At 47.0% G+C, this 18,884-nt stretch carries 18 protein-coding genes, 1 tRNA gene, 2 rRNA genes, 1 other RNA gene and 1 other annotated feature; of the genes, 15 read left to right on the forward strand and 7 right to left on the reverse strand.

Features of this window, described 5'->3' with window-relative positions:
• Positions 1 to 64: 64 nt before the first annotated feature.
• Positions 65 to 180 (forward strand): 5S ribosomal RNA (gene rrf, locus GKZ89_RS20185).
• Positions 181 to 1,118: 938 nt separating this feature from the next.
• On the opposite strand, the gene GKZ89_RS20190 is transcribed toward rrf, so the two are convergent.
• Entirely contained in the window at positions 1,119 to 2,075 is a 957-nt protein-coding gene (locus tag GKZ89_RS20190) for a YaaC family protein (protein WP_155114216.1), read from the reverse strand.
• Between the two features lie 112 nt (positions 2,076 to 2,187).
• Between GKZ89_RS20190 and guaB the strand changes: the two genes are divergently transcribed.
• The 6 genes from guaB (at position 2,188) to GKZ89_RS20220 (ending at position 8,604) form a co-directional block, all read left to right on the forward strand.
• Positions 2,188 to 3,651: an IMP dehydrogenase gene (gene guaB / locus GKZ89_RS20195; RefSeq protein ID WP_155114217.1), complete on the forward strand. Its 1,464-nt coding sequence runs from the start codon at positions 2,188 to 2,190 to the stop codon at positions 3,649 to 3,651.
• A gap of 222 nt (positions 3,652 to 3,873) precedes the next feature.
• Positions 3,874 to 5,217 carry a serine hydrolase gene (locus GKZ89_RS20200; protein WP_430697742.1) on the forward strand — a complete coding sequence of 448 codons (1,344 nt, stop codon included), beginning with the start codon at positions 3,874 to 3,876 and terminating at the stop codon, positions 5,215 to 5,217.
• 147 nt (positions 5,218 to 5,364) lie between these two features.
• Entirely contained in the window at positions 5,365 to 6,246 is an 882-nt protein-coding gene (pdxS, locus tag GKZ89_RS20205) for a pyridoxal 5'-phosphate synthase lyase subunit PdxS (protein WP_155114218.1), read from the forward strand.
• Between the two features lie 15 nt (positions 6,247 to 6,261).
• Positions 6,262 to 6,852, forward strand: a complete 591-nt coding sequence (gene pdxT, locus GKZ89_RS20210) for a pyridoxal 5'-phosphate synthase glutaminase subunit PdxT (protein ID WP_155114219.1) — start codon at positions 6,262 to 6,264, stop codon at positions 6,850 to 6,852.
• A 53-nt stretch (positions 6,853 to 6,905) separates the two neighbouring features.
• Positions 6,906 to 7,107 (forward strand) — a binding site (T-box leader).
• 51 nt (positions 7,108 to 7,158) lie between these two features.
• A complete protein-coding gene (serS, locus tag GKZ89_RS20215; RefSeq protein WP_155114220.1) occupies positions 7,159 to 8,445 on the forward strand; it encodes a serine--tRNA ligase in 1,287 nt (428 codons plus the stop codon).
• 66 nt (positions 8,446 to 8,511) lie between these two features.
• Positions 8,512 to 8,604 (forward strand) — tRNA-Ser (locus tag GKZ89_RS20220).
• A 124-nt stretch (positions 8,605 to 8,728) separates the two neighbouring features.
• Here GKZ89_RS20220 and GKZ89_RS20225 read toward each other — a convergent pair.
• The 6 genes from GKZ89_RS20225 to GKZ89_RS20250 form a co-directional block, all read right to left on the reverse strand.
• The gene (locus GKZ89_RS20225; protein ID WP_155114221.1) at positions 8,729 to 9,688 is read right to left on the reverse strand and encodes an ABC transporter permease; all 960 of its coding nucleotides are present in this window, start codon (positions 9,686 to 9,688) and stop codon (positions 8,729 to 8,731) included.
• A complete protein-coding gene (locus GKZ89_RS20230; RefSeq protein ID WP_155114222.1) occupies positions 9,685 to 10,617 on the reverse strand; it encodes an ABC transporter ATP-binding protein in 933 nt (310 codons plus the stop codon). The genes GKZ89_RS20225 and GKZ89_RS20230 overlap by 4 nt, the downstream gene beginning before the upstream one ends.
• A 97-nt stretch (positions 10,618 to 10,714) precedes the next feature.
• Complete coding sequence (locus GKZ89_RS20235) at positions 10,715 to 11,383, reverse strand: deoxynucleoside kinase (protein WP_155114223.1); 669 nt, start codon at positions 11,381 to 11,383, stop codon at positions 10,715 to 10,717.
• Positions 11,380 to 12,021 carry a deoxynucleoside kinase gene (locus tag GKZ89_RS20240; protein WP_155114224.1) on the reverse strand — a complete coding sequence of 214 codons (642 nt, stop codon included), beginning with the start codon at positions 12,019 to 12,021 and terminating at the stop codon, positions 11,380 to 11,382. The genes GKZ89_RS20235 and GKZ89_RS20240 overlap by 4 nt, the downstream gene beginning before the upstream one ends.
• Before the next feature lie 385 nt (positions 12,022 to 12,406).
• Entirely contained in the window at positions 12,407 to 13,708 is a 1,302-nt protein-coding gene (locus GKZ89_RS20245; RefSeq protein WP_155114225.1) for a LysM peptidoglycan-binding domain-containing protein, read from the reverse strand.
• Between the two features lie 56 nt (positions 13,709 to 13,764).
• Positions 13,765 to 14,313 (reverse strand): cysteine hydrolase family protein, encoded by a 549-nt coding sequence (locus GKZ89_RS20250; RefSeq protein WP_155114226.1) that lies wholly within the window; start codon positions 14,311 to 14,313, stop codon positions 13,765 to 13,767.
• Between the two features lie 61 nt (positions 14,314 to 14,374).
• Here GKZ89_RS20250 and tadA point away from each other — a divergent pair, with 61 nt between their 5' ends.
• The 8 genes from tadA to GKZ89_RS20290 form a co-directional block, all read left to right on the forward strand.
• A complete protein-coding gene (gene tadA / locus GKZ89_RS20255; protein ID WP_206672160.1) occupies positions 14,375 to 14,872 on the forward strand; it encodes a tRNA adenosine(34) deaminase TadA in 498 nt (165 codons plus the stop codon).
• A 77-nt stretch (positions 14,873 to 14,949) separates the two neighbouring features.
• Positions 14,950 to 15,215, forward strand: an RNA gene (ffs, locus tag GKZ89_RS20260) — signal recognition particle sRNA large type.
• Between the two features lie 129 nt (positions 15,216 to 15,344).
• Complete coding sequence (gene dnaX / locus GKZ89_RS20265; RefSeq protein ID WP_162357148.1) at positions 15,345 to 17,036, forward strand: DNA polymerase III subunit gamma/tau; 1,692 nt, start codon at positions 15,345 to 15,347, stop codon at positions 17,034 to 17,036.
• Between the two features lie 18 nt (positions 17,037 to 17,054).
• On the forward strand, positions 17,055 to 17,378 hold the full coding sequence (locus tag GKZ89_RS20270; RefSeq protein WP_155114228.1) for a YbaB/EbfC family nucleoid-associated protein: 324 nt from the start codon (positions 17,055 to 17,057) through the stop codon (positions 17,376 to 17,378).
• A gap of 12 nt (positions 17,379 to 17,390) precedes the next feature.
• On the forward strand, positions 17,391 to 17,987 hold the full coding sequence (gene recR, locus GKZ89_RS20275) for a recombination mediator RecR (RefSeq protein ID WP_155114229.1): 597 nt from the start codon (positions 17,391 to 17,393) through the stop codon (positions 17,985 to 17,987).
• Positions 17,988 to 18,002: 15 nt separating this feature from the next.
• The gene (locus GKZ89_RS20280) at positions 18,003 to 18,215 is read left to right on the forward strand and encodes a YaaL family protein (protein WP_155114230.1); all 213 of its coding nucleotides are present in this window, start codon (positions 18,003 to 18,005) and stop codon (positions 18,213 to 18,215) included.
• Between the two features lie 70 nt (positions 18,216 to 18,285).
• Positions 18,286 to 18,552: a pro-sigmaK processing inhibitor BofA family protein gene (locus GKZ89_RS20285; protein ID WP_155114231.1), complete on the forward strand. Its 267-nt coding sequence runs from the start codon at positions 18,286 to 18,288 to the stop codon at positions 18,550 to 18,552.
• A 257-nt stretch (positions 18,553 to 18,809) separates the two neighbouring features.
• Positions 18,810 to 18,884: ribosomal RNA gene (locus GKZ89_RS20290) — 16S ribosomal RNA — on the forward strand; the annotation flags it as partial.

The raw sequence follows: 18,884 nt of genomic DNA on the forward strand, positions 1-18,884 counted from the left end.
AACGTAAGACATGACACTCGTGAACATTCGTTATCCAGTTTTGAAAGAGCAATCTTTCTAAAGATCTGGCAGTTATGGCGAAGAGGTCACACCCGTTCCCATACCGAACACGGAAGTTAAGCTCTTCAGCGCCGATGGTAGTTGGGGGTTTCCCCCTGTGAGAGTAGGACGCCGCCAGGTTCATATGAAGAGATCCGCCCGCTGAGGGCGGGTTTTTTTGTGTTTTTCGGGTTTGCGGGAGGCATGCATATCCAGGGGTTGAAGCCGGTGGATACACGCGGGTTTTTCGAGTGGAGAGGGGTGGCGGATACGCGGACCCGTATACAGGGATCCGGCAAAGTGGAGGATAGGCGGACCGTACACCGGGTTGGAGGCACTTTTAAGGTGTGCAGCAGATACACTGCGGTTCTGGTTCCCTTTGACAGACTCCTGGTAAAGGAAATTCGATAATATATTAGAAATATCGATAATAAAAAAAGAAATTCGATAATATATGAAAAAATTCGATAATAAAGAGTGCCATTTCGATAATATAATGAAAAACTCGACCATAAATGGTGGGGTTCCAGACTTTTTGAGGCAGCCGAAGGCAGAGTTTGAGACTAGTTCCAGAAATCCAATCACCAAAAATGAGGTGGAAGCCCGTTTCGCAAATAAATGAGTGATTTTCGCAAATAAGTCAGGAGATTTCGCAAATATATGAGATTTTTCGCTAATAAAAGGCAGGTAGGCACACCGAACCTGACGGAAAACCATCGCAAATCCCGTTTAAAGGCTCTTTTTACCCTGTAACTCAATATACTGGCTGCTGGACCCATCCAAAAAGCCGATATCATCTTCAACTGAGGTCAATAAACTCAAAAAATTGCCTACATCCGGCCAAAATAGTTGCCTTCTCGGGCGATAACTAGATAAAATCCAATCAATCCCCCTGCCAGTTTACATAACGCCAGCCTAAGCCCAACCCAGCCAATCCCTACCGGAACTCCAACCCCAATGCCAGCCTAAGCCCAACCCAGCCAATCCCTACCGGAACTCCAACCCCACCCCCATCCAACTAAACCCGCCAACCACCACCCACTCGCCCCTGTATCCCTCACAACAAGCCTTCCCGCCTCTCACCGCGCCAGTCCCCCCTCCTCCGCTAAATACTCCCAGACGAGTACAGGGATCTTCCAGGCGGTAATCTCCATAAACCTCCGGATGTAAATGTAATCGTTGGAGGACCGGTTTTGAATGAGGTCGTACCACCATTCGGTTTCGTATCTTGAGATCATGCTGAGGTTATAGAGCAGCAGGTAGTGTGTAAGCAGTTCGGGCAGGACCAGTAGTTCCTCTTTGTCCGCAGGGAGGCTGTATTGGCCGGTTTCGTGATGGTAGCTGAAAAGTGATGTAATAAAGGGGGAGAGGTCTTTTTTTTCGAATCCCCAGCATCCATTTGTTTCGGATGGCTTTAAGCCTGTATGGTGCCCGATCATTTCAGCAAGCCTCTGCTCTGAGAGGTGATAGGCGACAGCTGCTTCAGATGGCAGACAGAGGAGACCGTTTTTATCTGTTAAGTAAAAGGTTTTCCTTTTTTGTCCCAGCAATTGAAAGCAGCGTTCCATTTCAGGGATCCGTCTTAAGAGGTCTTCCATGCTAAAGCGGTCCTTGCTAAGTTCGATTATTCCGAACAGGGTACCTGCTGAGTGGTGAAGCAGACCGTTTTTCTGGATGCGGATTTCATCCTTTAAAAACAGGTAGTCCTGTTTTTTCTTCTTTCTTGTTGTAACTCCGTGGGCGAGGACAGAGGTGGTTTCCGGGTATCCGGGGTCTCTTGTAAGCAGGCAGGCTTTGACGAGCTGGGTAAGTCCGTAAAAGAGAAGCATCGGTTTTATGGATGGTGGAGCTTCGCCGGCTTGGGTATAAAAGCTCTCGGCATGCATGAGATAGTACATAAAAGAGCAGGAATTCTGATAGGAAAGTTCGGTGCTGTTTAAGCCGGCAGTCCTTTTATAAATTTTTTCCAGATATGCCTGGGCGCTTTCTGAGGAATTCAGGTATATGTAAGGCTGCCACGTTTTTTCAGTCGTCATTGGTTGCGTCTCCAGTTTTCATAATATTTAAACTCTTCCGGGTGTTCTTGACAGTATCTAGGACGATTGATAATCTACTAATAATATTTTGCGGAATCGAGGGGATTTTATAATGTGGAATGATAAGTTTGCGAAAGAAGGTTTGACGTTTGATGACGTACTTTTGGTGCCGGCTAAATCCGAGGTGCTTCCAAGGGATGTAGATCTTAAGGTTGAATTGACACCGACCCTTAAATTGAATCTCCCGATTATCAGTGCGGGCATGGACACAGTGACCGAAGCAGAGATGGCCATTGCCATGGCAAGGCAGGGCGGACTGGGTGTGATTCACAAAAATATGTCCATTGAGCGCCAGGCCGAGCATGTAGACAAGGTAAAGCGTTCAGAGCGCGGTGTCATCACCGATCCTTTCTTCCTGACCCCGGAGCATCAAGTGTTTGATGCAGAGCATCTGATGGGAAAATACCGAATTTCCGGTGTGCCGGTAGTGAACACGCTTGAGGAACAGAAGCTTGTCGGCATTATTACAAACCGTGATCTGCGGTTCATTCAGGATTATTCCATCAAAATCTCTGATGTGATGACGAAGGATCAGCTCGTCACAGCTCCGGTCGGCACGACCCTTCAGGAAGCGGAGAGCATTTTGCAGCAGTATAAAATTGAAAAGCTTCCGCTTGTCGATGAGAACGGTGTGTTGAAAGGGCTTATTACAATCAAGGATATTGAGAAAGTGATTGAATTTCCTAATTCCGCTAAAGATGTACACGGACGGCTGCTTGCCGGTGCAGCAGTCGGGGTAACGGCAGATACGATGCTCAGAGTAGAGAAGCTCGTTGAGGCCGGTGTTGACGTTATTGTGCTCGATACTGCCCACGGCCATTCAAAAGGCGTGCTGGATTCAGTGAAAAAAATCAGGGAAACGTATCCTGAATTGAATATTATCGCTGGAAATGTTGCCACTCCAGAAGCAACAAGAGATCTTGTTGAAGCAGGGGCTAATGTTGTAAAAGTGGGAATCGGACCTGGTTCAATCTGTACGACCCGGGTAGTTGCAGGTGTTGGTGTCCCTCAAATTACAGCGATTTACGATTGTGCCACGGAAGCGCGGAGGCTTGGTGCTGCGATTATTGCAGATGGCGGGATTAAATACTCCGGTGATATCGTGAAAGCACTGGCAGCAGGAGGGCACGCGGTTATGCTCGGAAGCCTCCTTGCCGGAACGTCAGAAAGCCCTGGCGAAACAGAGATTTTCCAGGGAAGACGGTTTAAAGTATACCGTGGAATGGGCTCAGTCGGAGCTATGGAAAAAGGAAGCAAGGACCGCTACTTCCAGGAGGATAATAAAAAGTTTGTTCCTGAGGGCATCGAAGGCAGAATCGCCTATAAAGGGCCGCTCGCAGATACCGTGTACCAGCTTACCGGAGGTCTCCGTTCAGGTATGGGGTACTGCGGTACGAAGGATTTGCACGAGCTCCGTGAAAACTCTAAATTTATCCGCATGACAGGTGCAGGTTTGATTGAGAGCCATCCGCACGATGTCAGCATTACGAAGGAATCTCCAAACTACTCCAGATAATCTTGAACAATTAGCAAACTTTAGACAGAGTCTCGTTCTCTGTCTATTTTTTTTATTTGCCGTGTGATAGAATTAATTTTGTGTTTCTTTTCTATGAAAAACTTTTTCCGCAGTCCGGTCTTAGCACCGCAGGATTCTGCGTATTATATAGAGCCCCTGTTTCAATCTTTTTTCCCGCAGTCAAATCTATTACATAGATTAAGAAAATTAGCTTGGAGGTCAATAAACAGCATGAATCTAAAACGTATGACAGCAGCTTTTATGGCAGCAGCGATGTTTTTCACGGTGCTTGCTCCAATGAAACCGGCATCCGCTGCCGCTGATCCGATCAGTGTGAATGCTAAAGCATCCATCCTCGTAGAAGCATCATCCGGCAAAATCCTTTACGGCAGCAATATCGATGAGTCACTTCCGATTGCAAGTATGGCAAAAGTGATGACGGAGTATCTTGTTCTTGAAGCCGTTAACGAAGGAAAGATCACTTGGGATCAGACGTATACACCAAATGAGTATACGTACAGCATTTCCCAGATCCGCGAGCTTTCCAATGTTCCGCTTCGCAAAGACGGCAGCTATACAGTCAAAGAGCTGTATGAAGCGATGGCGATCTACTCTGCCAACGGTGCAGCTATTGCACTCGCAGAGGTTGTAGCCGGTTCAGAATCGAATTTTGTGAAAATGATGAATGACAAGGCGAAAGAACTGGGCCTTGAGGATTATCATTTCGTAAATGCCACTGGCCTTGAAAACAAAGATCTTAACGGAAATCATCCGGATGGAACGACTGAGGATGACGAAAATATGCTGTCCGCCCGCGATATGGCGAAGCTTGCTTCCAGTCTGATCGAGGATTATCCGGAAATTCTTGAAGTATCAAGCATTCCAAGAAAGACCTTCAAAGAAGGCACAGACATGCCGAACTACAACTGGATGCTGAAGGGCCTTGTCTACGAGTATGAGGGAGTTGACGGGCTGAAAACAGGATCCACCAATTCTGCCGGTTCCTCTTTTACTGCCACAGCCGAAAAGAACGGCATGCGTGTCATCACGGTTGTGATGGATGCAGATGACGGTACGGGCGATCTGAAATCCCCCCGCTTTAAAGAAACAAAAAAGCTGCTGGACTTTGCCTATAACAACTATTCAGTCGAAGAGCTTTACCCTGCAGGCTACCAGGTTAAAGGGAAATCCTCTCTTCCTGTAGTCAGCGGTAAAGAAAAAGAAGTTCAAATCGAGACAGATAAGCCGATGACCATCGCGATGAGAAACGGCGAGAAGGAAAACTACAAGGCGAAATATATAATCGATAAGAAAAAGCTTAATGAAAACGGCGAACTGGAGGCTCCTTTTAAAGAAAAAGAAGCAGTCGGAAAGCTGGCCGTTGATTATACAGGCGAAGAAAAAGACTACGGCTTCCTCAGCGGAACAGCAGGAGAAGTCAATGTTGTCACAAAAGAAAGTGTAGAAAAAGCAAACTGGTTCGTTCTTGCCATGAGAGGGATCGGCGGATTCTTCGCCGGCCTGTGGGACAGTGTAGCCCAGACGGTATCAGGCTGGTTCTCGTAACTTCCGAAAGGCACCTTTATAAGGTGTCTTTTTTTCTTGTGAACTTTTAGAATATTGAGTATCCAGTATAGGATTATTGAATGAGATAGGATAAAATAGAGGATATGATTTTAAAATTACAATGTTGAGTATAGAGGGGGATATACAATGAATACAGGTACAGATCGAGTAAAGCGCGGCATGGCTGAAATGCAAAAAGGCGGCGTGATTATGGATGTTGTCAATGCCGAGCAGGCAAAAATTGCAGAGGAAGCCGGCGCAGTTGCCGTTATGGCTCTTGAGCGTGTTCCAGCTGATATCCGTGCAGCCGGCGGTGTTGCCAGAATGGCAGACCCGACCATCGTAGAAGAGGTTATGAAGGCCGTCTCTATCCCGGTTATGGCAAAAGCCCGTATCGGCCATATTGTTGAGGCACGTGTGCTCGAAGCAATGGGTGTGGATTATATCGATGAAAGTGAAGTTCTGACTCCTGCCGACGAAGAATTTCATTTAAACAAACGTGACTACACCGTTCCTTTCGTTTGCGGATGCCGTGATTTGGGTGAAGCTGCCCGCCGGATCGGTGAAGGAGCATCCATGCTTCGCACAAAAGGGGAGCCGGGAACAGGGAATATCGTTGAAGCAGTCCGTCACATCCGCAAGGTCAATGCCCAGATCCGCAAAGTGGCCGGCATGAATGAGGACGAGCTGATGACGGAGGCGAAGCTGCTTGGCGCCCCTTACGAATTGCTGCTTCAGATTAAAAAAGAAGGCCGCCTTCCGGTTGTAAACTTTGCTGCCGGCGGCGTGGCTACACCTGCAGATGCTGCATTGATGATGCAGCTTGGTTCTGACGGTGTATTCGTTGGATCCGGAATCTTCAAATCTGAAAATCCGGCTAAATTTGCACGTGCTATCGTAGAAGCAACAACTCATTATGAAGACTATCAGCTGATTGCTGAGCTCTCCAAAGGATTGGGAACAGCGATGAAGGGAATTGAAATTTCTTCGCTTCTTCCTGAAAACCGGATGCAGGAGCGCGGCTGGTAAAAAGGAGCTGGACTCATGTATACAATAGGCGTACTCGGGCTGCAGGGTGCTTTCCGCGAGCATATCCGCTCCATTGAAGCATGCGGGGCTGCCGCGGTAACGGTTAAGCGTCCAGAACAGCTGAACGAAATCGATGGACTGATTATACCCGGCGGTGAGAGCACGGCGATTCGCCGCCTTATCGATAAATATGGTTTTATGGAGCCGCTGCGCCAGTTTGCAGGGGAAGGAAAGCCGGTATTCGGTACATGTGCGGGCCTGATCATTCTCGCAACGGATATTGCCGGGTATGAGGAAGGCCACATGTCTGTGATGAATATTAAGGTGGAGCGCAATTCATTCGGACGCCAGAAGGAGAGCTTTGAAGCAGAACTTTCCATCACCGGAGTCGGTGAAGATTTCATCGGCGTGTTTATCCGTGCACCTCATATTGTTGAGGTCGGGGAAGATGTCGAAATTCTCTCGACGCATAATGGCAGAATCGTAGCAGCAAGGCAGAACCATCTCCTCGGCTGTTCCTTCCACCCGGAGCTGACCGATGATCACCGGATGACCAGGCTCTTTCTCTCCATGGTAAAAGAATCAAAAGAAAAAGCATCTGCATAAAAAGGTTGAAACTGGTTCAGACTTGTAGTAAATTATGAACTAACCTATCAATCGTTAAAGCATTGACAGGAAGCAGTAGCAAATATTCCTTCTAAAAGAGAGCCGGTGGTTGGTGCGAACCGGTGCTGGAAGTTTGTGAATCCGTCCTCGAGTGAAGCATTGAAATGCTTCCGGTCATGGCCGTTATCATGTAAAGCTGGAAGACTTCGGTCTTCAATTAGGGTGGCAACGCGGATACTAACTTCCGTCCCTTTATTGGGGACGGGAGTTTTTTGTTTTTTAACAGAAGAAAAAGGAGAGATTGCGATGCTGGATATCAAGTACTTGCGCCAAAATTATGTAGAGGTTAAACAGAAGCTTTCCATTCGCGGAGAAGACCTGACAGATTTTGAAAAATTTGAAGAGCTTGATACGAAAAGACGCGAGCTGATCGCCGCTACGGAGGAACTGAAGAGCAGACGGAATGAAGTATCCGGTCAGATTGCAATTCTTAAAAAAGAGAAAAAAGATGCAGATGACATGATCAAAGAAATGCGTCAGGTCGGGGACCGCATTAAGGAAATCGATGAGGAATTGCGCGGAGTCGAGGAAACACTCGATAAGCTGCTTCTTTCTATTCCAAATATCCCACACGAGAGTGTACCGCAAGGCGATTCAGAGGATGATAATATCGAAGTCCGGAAATGGGGAGAAATCCGCGAGTTCGGATTCGAAGCGAAAGCACATTGGGATGTAGCAGACCATTTGGATATTCTGGACTTTGAAAGAGCTGCAAAAGTAACGGGCAGCCGCTTCGTATTCTATAAAGGCTTGGGTGCCCGCCTCGAGCGCGCTCTGCTGAACTTTATGATGGACCTTCACAATGATGAGCATGGGTATACGGAAGTCCTGCCTCCATACATCGTGAACCGTGCAAGCATGACAGGCACAGGCCAGCTTCCGAAATTTGAAGAAGATGCGTTTAAGATTCGGGAAGAAGATTACTTCCTGATCCCGACTGCGGAAGTGCCAATCACTAATATGCACCGCGATGAGATTCTTGAAGCAGCCCAGCTGCCAATCAGCTACACAGCGTTCAGTGCCTGCTTCCGTTCTGAAGCAGGATCTGCCGGAAGAGATACGCGCGGACTGATCCGCCAGCATCAATTCAACAAAGTTGAACTCGTGAAGTTTGTTAAGCCGGAGGACTCTTATGAGGCGCTTGAAACGCTGACAGGACATGCTGAAAAAGTTCTTCAGCTGCTGAATCTGCCTTACCGTGTCATGAGCATGTGTACAGCAGACCTTGGCTTTACAGCAGCGAAGAAATACGATCTGGAAGTATGGATTCCAAGCTACGGTTCTTATCGCGAGATTTCTTCTTGCAGTAACTTTGAAGCCTTCCAGGCGCGCCGTGCCAACATCCGTTACCGCCCCGAGCCGAAAGCAAAACCGGAGCCGGTTCATACCCTGAATGGATCTGGGTTGGCGCTTGGACGCACCGTTGCCGCGATTCTGGAAAATTATCAGCAGGAAGACGGCAGTGTGGTCATTCCGGAGGTGCTTCGTCCTTACATGGGAAATAAAGAAGTCATTCAGCCGGCTGGAAAATAAATTTAACTTTTCTCATATAGTGTTGACAAGAATATTATGATCTGATATATTTATTCTTGTCGATACGGAGGAATACCCAAGTCCGGCTGAAGGGATCGGTCTTGAAAACCGACAGGAGGGTCAAACCTCGCGGGGGTTCGAATCCCCCTTCCTCCTCCATTTACTTATTATGTTTCGCGCACATAAATTGGAGATTGTCTGGTCCGCTGCATGGTTTCATGCAGCGGATTTTTTTATGTTCCCATTAAAAAAGGATGCCATCCGGCATCCTTTTTCGATTCAATCAAATACTGACATCCCGCTTCTGGAAAAACAGGAAGGTGATCGCCATAAAGATGGCAAAATAAACGAGCAGAACAATTGAAGAAAAGGTCAGGGTCACACCCGGAAGTGTTTCCTTTACCGCTGAAAACTGCATCAGATCAAGATGCGGAAACAGCAGCAACTTTGCCCATTCCTGCTTCAGTTCGATCAGCAGCTGCACGCCAACGTTCAGAGCGTTGTTCATGAACAGCACGAAAATGCCGATTCCAACCGCCATAGACTGGCTTTTGAATAAGGTAGAAAGCATAAAAGCGATGGTCAGGACCATTAGGAGATTCGGAATATACAGCAGAAGCTTTTTCACGAACATCCCTCCGGCAGTTGCGACGACAGGATCACCGGCAATCGGCATCTCTGCGATCCGGGCATTGAAATCACCTGCTCCGTAAAGAACGGTACCGGCAATGACACTTGCAGCTGCCAGGAATAGAAGGAGCAGGAAGGAATAAGCTACGACTGCTGCATATTTGGACAATAGAATTTTCCATCTTCTATGCGGTCTGATTAACAGCTGTTTGATGGTTCCGTCTGAAAACTCAGAGGCTACACTTGTGCTTGCCACAATCACACTGAACAGGGCAACGAAAGAGAACAGGGCGATTCCCTCAGAGTTCGCAAACTGCCAGTTGCTCTGGAGAGCCGGGTTCGCATCTTCCTCAAGGAAGTATTGGTTTTGTTCAATTTGGGAAGCGATGTCTTCCTTTTCTTCTTCCACAAGCTTCGGATCCTCCAGCTGTTTTTGAAGACCTGCGTTTTCTGCCTGCAGCTCCTTCTGCCAATTCGCCTGAGGGTCCCGCTTGTCAAAGTTGGCTACTACGACCGTAGAAATGATGAGAAAGACGGTCAGTAAAATAAAATAAACCCAGGATGACTTCCTCGCAAAAATTTTAATCCATTCATTTTTAAATAAATTGATCATAATACCGCCTCCTCTTTCTGTCTTGTTAATTCGAGGAACCGGTCTTCCAGTGATTTTTTCGCCGGTGTCAGCTCATAAACAAGAATGCCGCTGCCCGCCAGCTGCTTAATGATTTCTGGCATGGAATCGTATTTTGCCATAAAGGTCAGGGTCTGTTCATCCGCCACCCGCAGGTTTTCTGCTGAGGCGATGACTGGCAGAACAGATGCCTCAGCAGCGGAACTGACGACCAGTTTTACCTCCCTGAGCTCTTCAGCTGCCTCACGGTCCGTATCTTCCATGCTGGCTACATGGGTGAGCTCACCTTTTTCAATAATCGCGAAGCGGTCGCACATCAGCTGCATCTCACCGAGCATATGGGAAGAGACAAGAATGGAGGTGCCGCTTTTTGCGAGTTCCTTTAAATAATCTCTGAGCTCCTTCATGCCTTGCGGATCGAGTCCATTTGTCGGCTCATCCAGAATCAGGAGGGACGGCTCGTGCAGAAGGGCCTGGGCCACTCCGAGGCGCTGCCTCATCCCTAAAGAATAGGTTTTCACCTTTTGATGGATCGCGTTTTCAAGCTTTACAAGGCGGATGACTTCCTTGATCCGCTCTTCAGTAATGGGTTTTACTGACATGCGGGCATAATGCTTGAGGTTGGCATAGCCAGTCATGAACTTATAGAACTCCGGATTTTCTACAATCGCTCCAAGCTCGTTCATCGATTCTTTAAAATTTGTATCCGCGCTGCTTCCTTTGATCAGCACGTTTCCTTCCGTTTTATTAATCAGTCCGGTAATCATCCGGATGATCGTTGTTTTTCCGGCTCCGTTCGGTCCAAGCAGTCCGAAAATTTCCCCTGCTTCCACTCTGAAATTCACATCGTTCACAATGTAGCGCTTGCCGATTTTCTTTTTCAATCCCTGTACTTCCAATATGTAAGACAACCAGGAAACCCTCCTCTTAATCTGGATACCGTTAATACGGATAAGAACTGGAAAAAGTTCCAAAAAAAAGACCGGTTAGTATTCCGGTCTTTAATAATTATTTTCTTAGATTTCGGGATTGCTTCATAAAATAGCCGATCTTTTCAATGATGGGTTCAACAGACCCTCCATTTGAAAGGATGTCATAGTCGTTGATGTTCAGGCGCATCACCGGGCAGGTGTTGAAACTGTTGATCCAGTTCTCATATCGGCCATGCATTTCCTCCCAATAGGAAATCGGGGTCTGCTGCTCCATCGGCCGGCCGCGGGTTTCAATCCTCGCAAGAATATCTTCCAGGCTGCCTTCCAGATAGATGAGCAAATCGGGATGCGGGAAATACGGGGTCATCACCATAGCGTCGAAAAGATTCGTGTACGTTTCATAATCGACCTCTGTCATCGTCCCTTTTTCGTAATGCATCTTTGCAAAAATACCTGTATCTTCATAGATCGAACGATCCTGAACAAATCCGCCGCCGTATTCAAAAATCCGTTTCTGCTCCTTGAACCGTTCAGCAAGAAAGTAAATTTGAAGATGGAAGCTCCACCGTTCAAAATCTGCATAAAATTTATCTAAATAAGGATTCGTATCCACTTTTTCAAAAGAAGTGCGGAAGTTCAAGGCCTGGGCAAGGGCATTTGTCATCGTTGATTTTCCGACACCGACTGTCCCGGCAATCGTAATGACCGCATCCTTCGGGATTCCGTATTGATCGCGTAAGTTCATGTACAGCTGACTCCTTTTACTAAATAATCATCGAGGCGCTTCAGGATATACGTTAAATCCTCAGGCCGGTGGACAAAGTCAAGCTCGTCCCCATTAAAACGGAGGATTGGAATTTCTGGATTGATCTGTTCCCATTGAGACATCGCCGTTTCATAATCGGCTGAGAGCTGCTTCAGGTAGCTGGGGTCAATGTTCTTTTCAATATCCCGTCCGCGCAAAGAAATTCTCTCAAGAAGCGTGTCAAGGCTTGCACTCAAATACAGAATGATATTTGGTTTAGGCATGTCACTTGTCAAAATATCATAAATTTGAATGTATTTCTTGTACTGCTCGTCCTTCAGTGTGCGTTTAGCGAAGATCAGGTTTTTGTAAATATGATAATCAGCTACTACCGCCTGCTCCTGCTTCAGATAATCCGAATGGATTTCCTCCAGCTGTTTATACCGGTTGCACAGGAAAAACATTTCTGTCTGGAAACTCCACTCATCAATGTTCTCGTAAAATTTCCCCAGGAATGGATTTTCATCCACAATTTCTTTTAATAGCTGATAGCGATAATGGTCCGAAATCGCTTTGGCGAGAGAAGTTTTGCCCACGCCAATAGGGCCTTCAACGGTGATGAAGGGTACTCCTTTCATGCCGGTTCCTCCTTTGATGCAAATCAATCAGGTGTATAGTGGTATGAATAGCCTGCAACATGCAGGCAGATTAGATGGATGGTTGCAATATTCGACAGCTTTTTATAAAAGCTCTGTTAAACTTGGCTGTTGATTTCCGCTGCAGGCGTTCGCTTTCCGCGGGGCGGGCGGTGAGCCTCCTCCTCGCTTCGCGACTGCGGGGTCTCACCTGTCCCGCTGCTCCCGCAGGAGTCTCACGCCTTCTGCTCCAATCAACAGGTGTGAAAAATCAACACTATGCTTTAACAAAACCTTTAAAAAAAAGACAAACTTTATTTTATCACAGCGGTTTCCATTTTGGGGGAATTGTTTTTATAAGAGGAAGGAACCAAAAGAGAGAGACAGCTCAGCGGGACGGAACTGTCTTTTTTTCTACTTCAAATTGGTCCTGAATCAAAAGCCAATTTTGAGGAAAGGAAAGTCCAAGCTTCCAGTAGCTCATGCCTCTCAGTTTAAGCTGCTTTAAAAGAGTAAATTTTGCCTGTATGGATCGTGCATCTTCAAACCATACCTCATGAGTTTTTCCGTCTTCATCAACATACTTGAAATGAGGGGCTTGATCCTTCTGGCTGTACTGAATGGCGGCATTGTACTTTGCGGCGAGCTCGATTCCCTGCTGGGGGCTGATCGCTTTCGCAAATTTTCCGCCGGGTACAAACGGGAGCGTCCAATCGTAGCCATAGAGGTTCTGTCCCATCATAATCTTGGAGGCGGGCATTTCGGTTAAGGCATAATCCAGCACTTCTTTCACTTGATTGATCGGAGATACGGCCATAGGAGGGCCGCCGCTGTATCCCCATTCATAAGTCATGAGGACAACGAAGTCCGCAATCTGCCCGTGGGCTTTGTAGTCATGCGCCTCATACCACTTCCCTTTCTGATCCGCTTTAGTTTTTGGGGCCAGAGCGGTTGACAGGAGCCAGCCTTCTTTCTGGAAACGCTGCTTTGCTTTTCTAAGAAAGGCATTATACGCCTCTTTATCTTCCGGCCTCAGGTATTCCATATCAAAATGGATGTCGCGGAAACCGTATTTTTTCGCCTTAGCGGTAATGTTGTCCAGCAGCTTGTTTTGAACTTGCTGATCGTTTAAAACAATTCTTCCAATTTCATCACTGAAGCCTTCATCTGTTAAATTGGTCACAATCAACATTAAGGTAACGCTGTTGGCCGATGCGATCTCCGGGATACTGTTCAAAGGAGGCTCCTTTAACGTGCCGTCCTTTTGAATCCGGAAGCTGAATGGTCCAAGATAGGTCAGGTAGGGAGCTGCCTCTCTGGCACTTTTCTTTTGCTGATCGGTTACCTGATCCTGTGCAGGTTCAAGGTAGGCATTGAATTCTGCTTTGGTTTTGGGAGGCTGCGGAATGTAGAGCCTGAACCCGATTTGTAAAGGACTATTGGGGTTCAGCCGGTTGATGCGCGCGAGCTGGACGGGGTCGATGAAAAATGCCCGTGAAACTGTCCAAAGTGTATCGCCCTGTTTAATTGTATAAAATCGGCCGATGATCGGAATAACAAGCGCCTGGCCAACCACGAGCCGGTCCGGATTAGGAAGCTGATTGGCTTCTTCAATATCCTTGGCGGCTGTTCCATAGCGAAAGGCAATGTCTGTAATGGTATCCCCCTGTTTGACAATATAGATCTGCATACAATGCCCTCCTCTTCGATCTTATAGAAGAATATGAGAAGGGCCTGCTGACTATGCTAGAGCCCGATCTGGATGCTTGGCTCAATTTTTGCTTTCAAAACATTTCTCATCATCCTGAGAGCGTACCGTTCATCCTCTTCGCTGACGGATGCCATTGTGTCGGGAGGGACAATCAGGCTGTAGCCCCGCATATACGCATCATTTGCTGTAAATAGTACGCAAATGTTTCCGGCAAGGCCGGTTAAAATGAGGGTATCGACTTTCAATTGGTATAAAAGAGTGTTCAGCGCAGTCCCATAAAAGGCGGAATGCTTCGGCTTGATTAAAAAATAATCCTCCTCACTGGGCGCGATGGCATCGATGACCGGTGCACTCAGCTGATTGCGGCACTTCACCATGATTTTTTCCAGATTGGCCTGCCACAGCTCATAATGATCATTGATGTAAATGACAGGAATATCCTTTGAGACGGCCCGTTCCTTTAATTTTGAAAGGGGCTTTGCGATAGCAGCCGCTTTTTCTGAAAGCTCTGTGCCGTATTCAAATTGAAAATCATTAATCATGTCAATAATGAGTAATGCGGCTTTATGGTTTTGACTCATCATGTCCTCTCCTTTAAAGTTAGGGTATGCAAGTTTAAATTGTTCTATAAGTAAGGAGCGGACCATGAAATCAGATGAATGGTTTATGAGATTGGCAATTGAGGAAGCGAAGAAAGCGGAGTCCATTGAGGAAGTGCCGATCGGTGCAGTGCTCGTCCTTAATGGGGAAGTTGTGGCATCCGCCCATAATCTCCGGGAGACAGAGCAGCGTTCCATTGCCCATGCCGAAATTCTTGCCATCGACCGTGCATGCCGGGAGCTCGGGACATGGAGGCTTGAGGGCGCTGTTTTATATGTAACGCTCGAGCCGTGTCCGATGTGTGCCGGTGCTATTGTTCTTTCGAGGGTGGAAAGAGTCGTTTACGGTGCGCCGGATCCAAAGGGCGGCTGTGCCGGTACATTGATGAACCTATTACAGGATGAGCGCTTTAATCATCAGGTACAGGTGGATGAAGGTGTGCTGCGGGATGAATGCGGGGAACTTTTGTCCAGTTTCTTTCGGAAAATCCGTGAGAGAAAGAAACGGGAGAAGCAGTCTTCAAAAAATTTACAGCTGCCATGAATTGATTTTTCCGTTCATAGAGAGTATACTAAATTATGCGTCCAATAAAGACGCACTTCTAATAGGTATCAATTTTGCCGTGCTAAGCGGGGAGGTAGCGGTGCCCTGTACCCACAATCCGCTCCAGTGGGGCCGAATTCCTTTCCTAGGTTAGTTGACTGCAGGGTCTGCCCTTAAGTAAGTGGTGTTGACGTCTGGGTCCTGCGCAATGGAAATCCATGAACCATGTCAGGTCCGGAAGGAAGCAGCATTAAGTGGAAGCTTTCATGTGCCGCGGGACAGCCTGGGCCGAGCTAACTGCTTAAGTAACGCTTGTGGCCGCTAATCAAAGAAAGGTGCACGGCAGTTTAATATGAATAGGACACTCACCCTTTTGGGGTGAGTTTTTCTATATCATGCGGATGCTTTTCTGTGTGTCATTCGTGCGTTATAATACATAGTGGATTTATTACGGAAAAAGGAGGGGGATTTTGTGGGCTATCAAGCATTATACAGGGTATTCCGGCCGCAGTTTTTCCAGGATGTTTCAGGCCAGAAGCATATAACCCGCACACTGCAGAATGCACTGCTTCACAGCAAGTTCTCCCATGCCTATCTGTTTTCAGGCCCCAGAGGAACAGGAAAAACCAGTGCGGCTAAAATTTTTGCCAAAGCGGTAAACTGTGAAAAAGCACCTGTTGCAGAGCCTTGCGGCGAATGTTCTTCCTGCCGCGGGATTGCGGACGGCACCATATCAGATGTTCTCGAGATTGATGCCGCGTCCAATAACGGTGTCGATGAAATCCGTGACATCAGGGACAAAGTTAAATATGCACCTTCAGCGGTTAAATATAAAGTTTATATCGTAGACGAAGTCCATATGCTTTCAATGGGCGCTTTCAATGCATTGCTGAAGACTCTTGAGGAGCCGCCCAAGCATGTCATCTTCATCTTAGCAACGACAGAGCCTCATAAAATCCCCTTAACGATTATCTCCCGCTGCCAGCGATTTGATTTTAAGCGGATCACCTCCCAGGATATTGTGGACCGAATGAAAACAGTTATGGAAGATCAGGATACAGCCGCAGAAGAGGAAGCACTTCATGTCATTGCAAGGGCAGCGGATGGAGGAATGCGGGATGCACTCAGCCTCCTGGATCAGGCGATCTCCTTCAGTGATGAAAAAGTGACCCTTGATGATGCCCTGCTGATTACCGGGTCTGTTTCACAAGGGCTGCTGACAGGGCTAGTTCAGTCCATCCACAAAAGGGATATCTCATCAAGCCTTCAGATCCTTAACCAGCTGATGGACCAGGGGAAGGACGCTTCGAGATTTATAGAAGATCTCATCTATTTTTACCGGGACCTGCTCCTTTATCATACCGCTCCGAGTCTTGAAGAAGTGCTGGAGCGTACGGCAGCGGACGAGCCTTTTAAAGAGCTTGCCCGCGTAATGGAGTCAAGCAGAATCTATGAGACCATCGATGTACTGAATAAAAGCCAGCAGGAGATGAAGTGGACAAACCATCCGCGGATTTTTCTCGAAGTGGCGATTGTGAAGCTGTGTGAATCTGAAGCGGGGCATGCGGTTCAGCCGCAGGGACAGGATCCCGGCCTTATCGACCGGATCGCCCAGCTTGAAACCGAACTTCGCGAGCTTAAAAAGAACGGGGTCCAGACCAATCAGCCAAGCACGGGTTCAGGTGAACCGAAACCCGTTAAATCGGTTAAAAGCAATTTCAAAGTGCCGGCCGGGAGAATACAGGAAATCCTTAAAGAAGCGACAAGAACGGATCTGGAAGCCCTCAAGAAGAGCTGGAGAGGGATGCTTGACCAGCTCCGTACCCAGAACAAAGCTTCCCATGCCGCTCTGGTAGGGGAAAGTGAACCGGTAGCCGCCTCTTCCCGGTCATTCGTACTGAAGTTCAAATACGAAATACACTGCAAAATGGTCGCCGAAAACAATAATGACGTTCGGACGAACATTGAAGCCATTCTCGCAAATTTACTTGGCAAATCCGTCGAAATGGTTGGCGTCCCGGAGAAGGATTGGGTTAAAATAAGAGAAGAATTCATCCGCGAACAAAAGGATGAGGAAGCGGAAGCCGGTGAACAGGAAGAAGATCCTTTCATCGCGGAAGCCAAGAAAATAGCAGGCAGCGATTTAATTGAAATAAAAGACTAACTTAAAGGAGATGTTACGATGCGCGGTGGAATGGGAAATATGCAAAAAATGATGAAGCAAATGCAGAAAATGCAAAAAGATATGGAAAAAGCCCAGGAAGAATTAGTAGAGAAAAAAGTGGAAGGTACTGCTGGCGGCGGTATGGTCACGGTTATCGCAAACGGAAACCGTGAAATCCTGGAAGTAAATATCAAGGAAGAAGTAGTAGACCCGGAAGACATCGAAATGCTTCAGGATCTGATCCTTGCTGCAACAAATGATGCGCTTAAAAAGGTAGAAGAAATGACTTCACAGACCATGGGACAATTTACAAAAGGAATGAATATGCCGGGATTATTCTAGGAGGAACGCTTCATGCATTATCCTGAACCAATCTCCAAGCTGATTGACAGCTTTACGAAGCTGCCAGGCATAGGGCCTAAAACGGCCGTACGTCTGGCCTTTTTTGTCCTCGGCATGAAGGAGGATACCGTCCTCGATTTCGCCAAAGCACTCGTAAACGCGAAGCGGAATCTGACCTATTGCTCCATATGCGGACACATTACCGATCAGGACCCGTGCTACATCTGCGAAGATGCCAAGCGGGACAAAACCTCGGTATGTGTAGTCCAGGACCCGAAAGATGTCATTGCGATGGAAAAAATGAAAGAATACACAGGTTTGTACCATGTGCTTCATGGAGCGATCTCTCCTATGGAAGGAATCGGACCGGAAGACATCAAAGTACCCGAGCTTCTCAAAAGACTCCAGGATGATACGATCCAGGAAGTCATTCTTGCAACAAACCCCAACATCGAGGGAGAAGCAACTGCCATGTATATCTCAAGGCTGCTGAAGCCTTCAGGGATCAAACTGACAAGAATCGCACACGGTCTTCCGGTGGGCGGAGATCTGGAATATGCAGATGAAGTGACGCTGTCCAGGGCGCTTGAGGGCAGAAGAGAACTATAACTGGAGGGTTTTAGCTTGCTTTTCAAAAGAAAAGGCCGTTTAAGACAGGATTTTAATCAGCAGCTGATCGATTTGCTCATGAAAAGCAAATATGAATGGAATCGGCAAAAGCAGCTGGTAGAAAAAAGCGTTGAACCTTCTGAAGAAGTTCTTTTCGAGCTGAAAATAGCAGAGTCGAAGTATTTCTTTCTATTAAGAGAAGCGAAGCAGAGGAAGATCCGCCTCTAGCTTTCCGGAGTTCTATTTAGCTGCTCCCTGAATATGCTTGTACTATAAAAGCCTATAGGGGAGTGACTAGATGAATCCGGTATTTGTATTTGCTGCTGCGGGCGGTGCGATCCTTCTGCTTTTGCTGAATGGGGCGGCTGCCAAACCCGTCCGGTGGATCGGGAAATTGGCTGTTAAAATGACAGCCGGCGCTTTCATGCTGTTTATCCTCAATGCAGCCGGCGCAGGAATCGGGGTTCATATCCCGATCAATGCGGGAACGTCCGCTGTATCCGGTCTTCTTGGTCTGCCGGGAATCGCAGCTTTATATGTAATAAAAACGTACATTCTTATTTAAAAACAAATGGTGATCCATTTGTTTTTTATTTTCTGTTGACAGTAGGATTTAATAAGTGTTATATTATTAAACGTCGCTGATGAATGAAATGTTTCGAAGAAAAAAAGATGAAAATTCTTGTTGACATCGAAAGACAGCGATGGTATGATAATAAAGTCGCCTAAGAGAAACGAAGGCGCGAAAAAGTTCCTTGAAAACTAAACAAATCGAAGTGCCAACGTTAATTCTAAAGTTTTAAACAAGAGCTAGTCAAACACTTTTTGGAGAGTTTGATCCTGGCTCAGGACGAACGCTGGCGGCGTGCCTAATACATGCAAGTCGAGCGGATCTCT

Origin of the sequence: Metabacillus mangrovi (assembly GCF_009711125.1) — a bacterium.
In the GTDB taxonomy this organism is placed as follows: Bacteria; Bacillota; Bacilli; order Bacillales; family Bacillaceae; genus Metabacillus_B; species Metabacillus_B mangrovi.

Bases quoted from the DNA above. Each gene is read 5' to 3' on its own strand.
- GKZ89_RS20190 (WP_155114216.1), bottom strand. From the start codon at position 2,075: ATGACGACTGAAAAAACGTGGCAGCCTTACATATACCTGAATTCCTCA.
- guaB (WP_155114217.1), top strand. From the start codon at position 2,188: ATGTGGAATGATAAGTTTGCGAAAGAAGGTTTGACGTTTGATGACGTA.
- pdxS (WP_155114218.1), top strand. From the start codon at position 5,365: ATGAATACAGGTACAGATCGAGTAAAGCGCGGCATGGCTGAAATGCAA.
- pdxT (WP_155114219.1), top strand. From the start codon at position 6,262: ATGTATACAATAGGCGTACTCGGGCTGCAGGGTGCTTTCCGCGAGCAT.
- serS (WP_155114220.1), top strand. From the start codon at position 7,159: ATGCTGGATATCAAGTACTTGCGCCAAAATTATGTAGAGGTTAAACAG.
- GKZ89_RS20225 (WP_155114221.1), bottom strand. From the start codon at position 9,688: ATGATCAATTTATTTAAAAATGAATGGATTAAAATTTTTGCGAGGAAG.
- GKZ89_RS20235 (WP_155114223.1), bottom strand. From the start codon at position 11,383: ATGAACTTACGCGATCAATACGGAATCCCGAAGGATGCGGTCATTACG.
- GKZ89_RS20240 (WP_155114224.1), bottom strand. From the start codon at position 12,021: ATGAAAGGAGTACCCTTCATCACCGTTGAAGGCCCTATTGGCGTGGGC.
- GKZ89_RS20245 (WP_155114225.1), bottom strand. From the start codon at position 13,708: ATGCAGATCTATATTGTCAAACAGGGGGATACCATTACAGACATTGCC.
- GKZ89_RS20250 (WP_155114226.1), bottom strand. From the start codon at position 14,313: ATGATGAGTCAAAACCATAAAGCCGCATTACTCATTATTGACATGATT.
- tadA (WP_206672160.1), top strand. From the start codon at position 14,375: ATGAAATCAGATGAATGGTTTATGAGATTGGCAATTGAGGAAGCGAAG.
- GKZ89_RS20270 (WP_155114228.1), top strand. From the start codon at position 17,055: ATGCGCGGTGGAATGGGAAATATGCAAAAAATGATGAAGCAAATGCAG.
- recR (WP_155114229.1), top strand. From the start codon at position 17,391: ATGCATTATCCTGAACCAATCTCCAAGCTGATTGACAGCTTTACGAAG.
- GKZ89_RS20285 (WP_155114231.1), top strand. From the start codon at position 18,286: ATGAATCCGGTATTTGTATTTGCTGCTGCGGGCGGTGCGATCCTTCTG.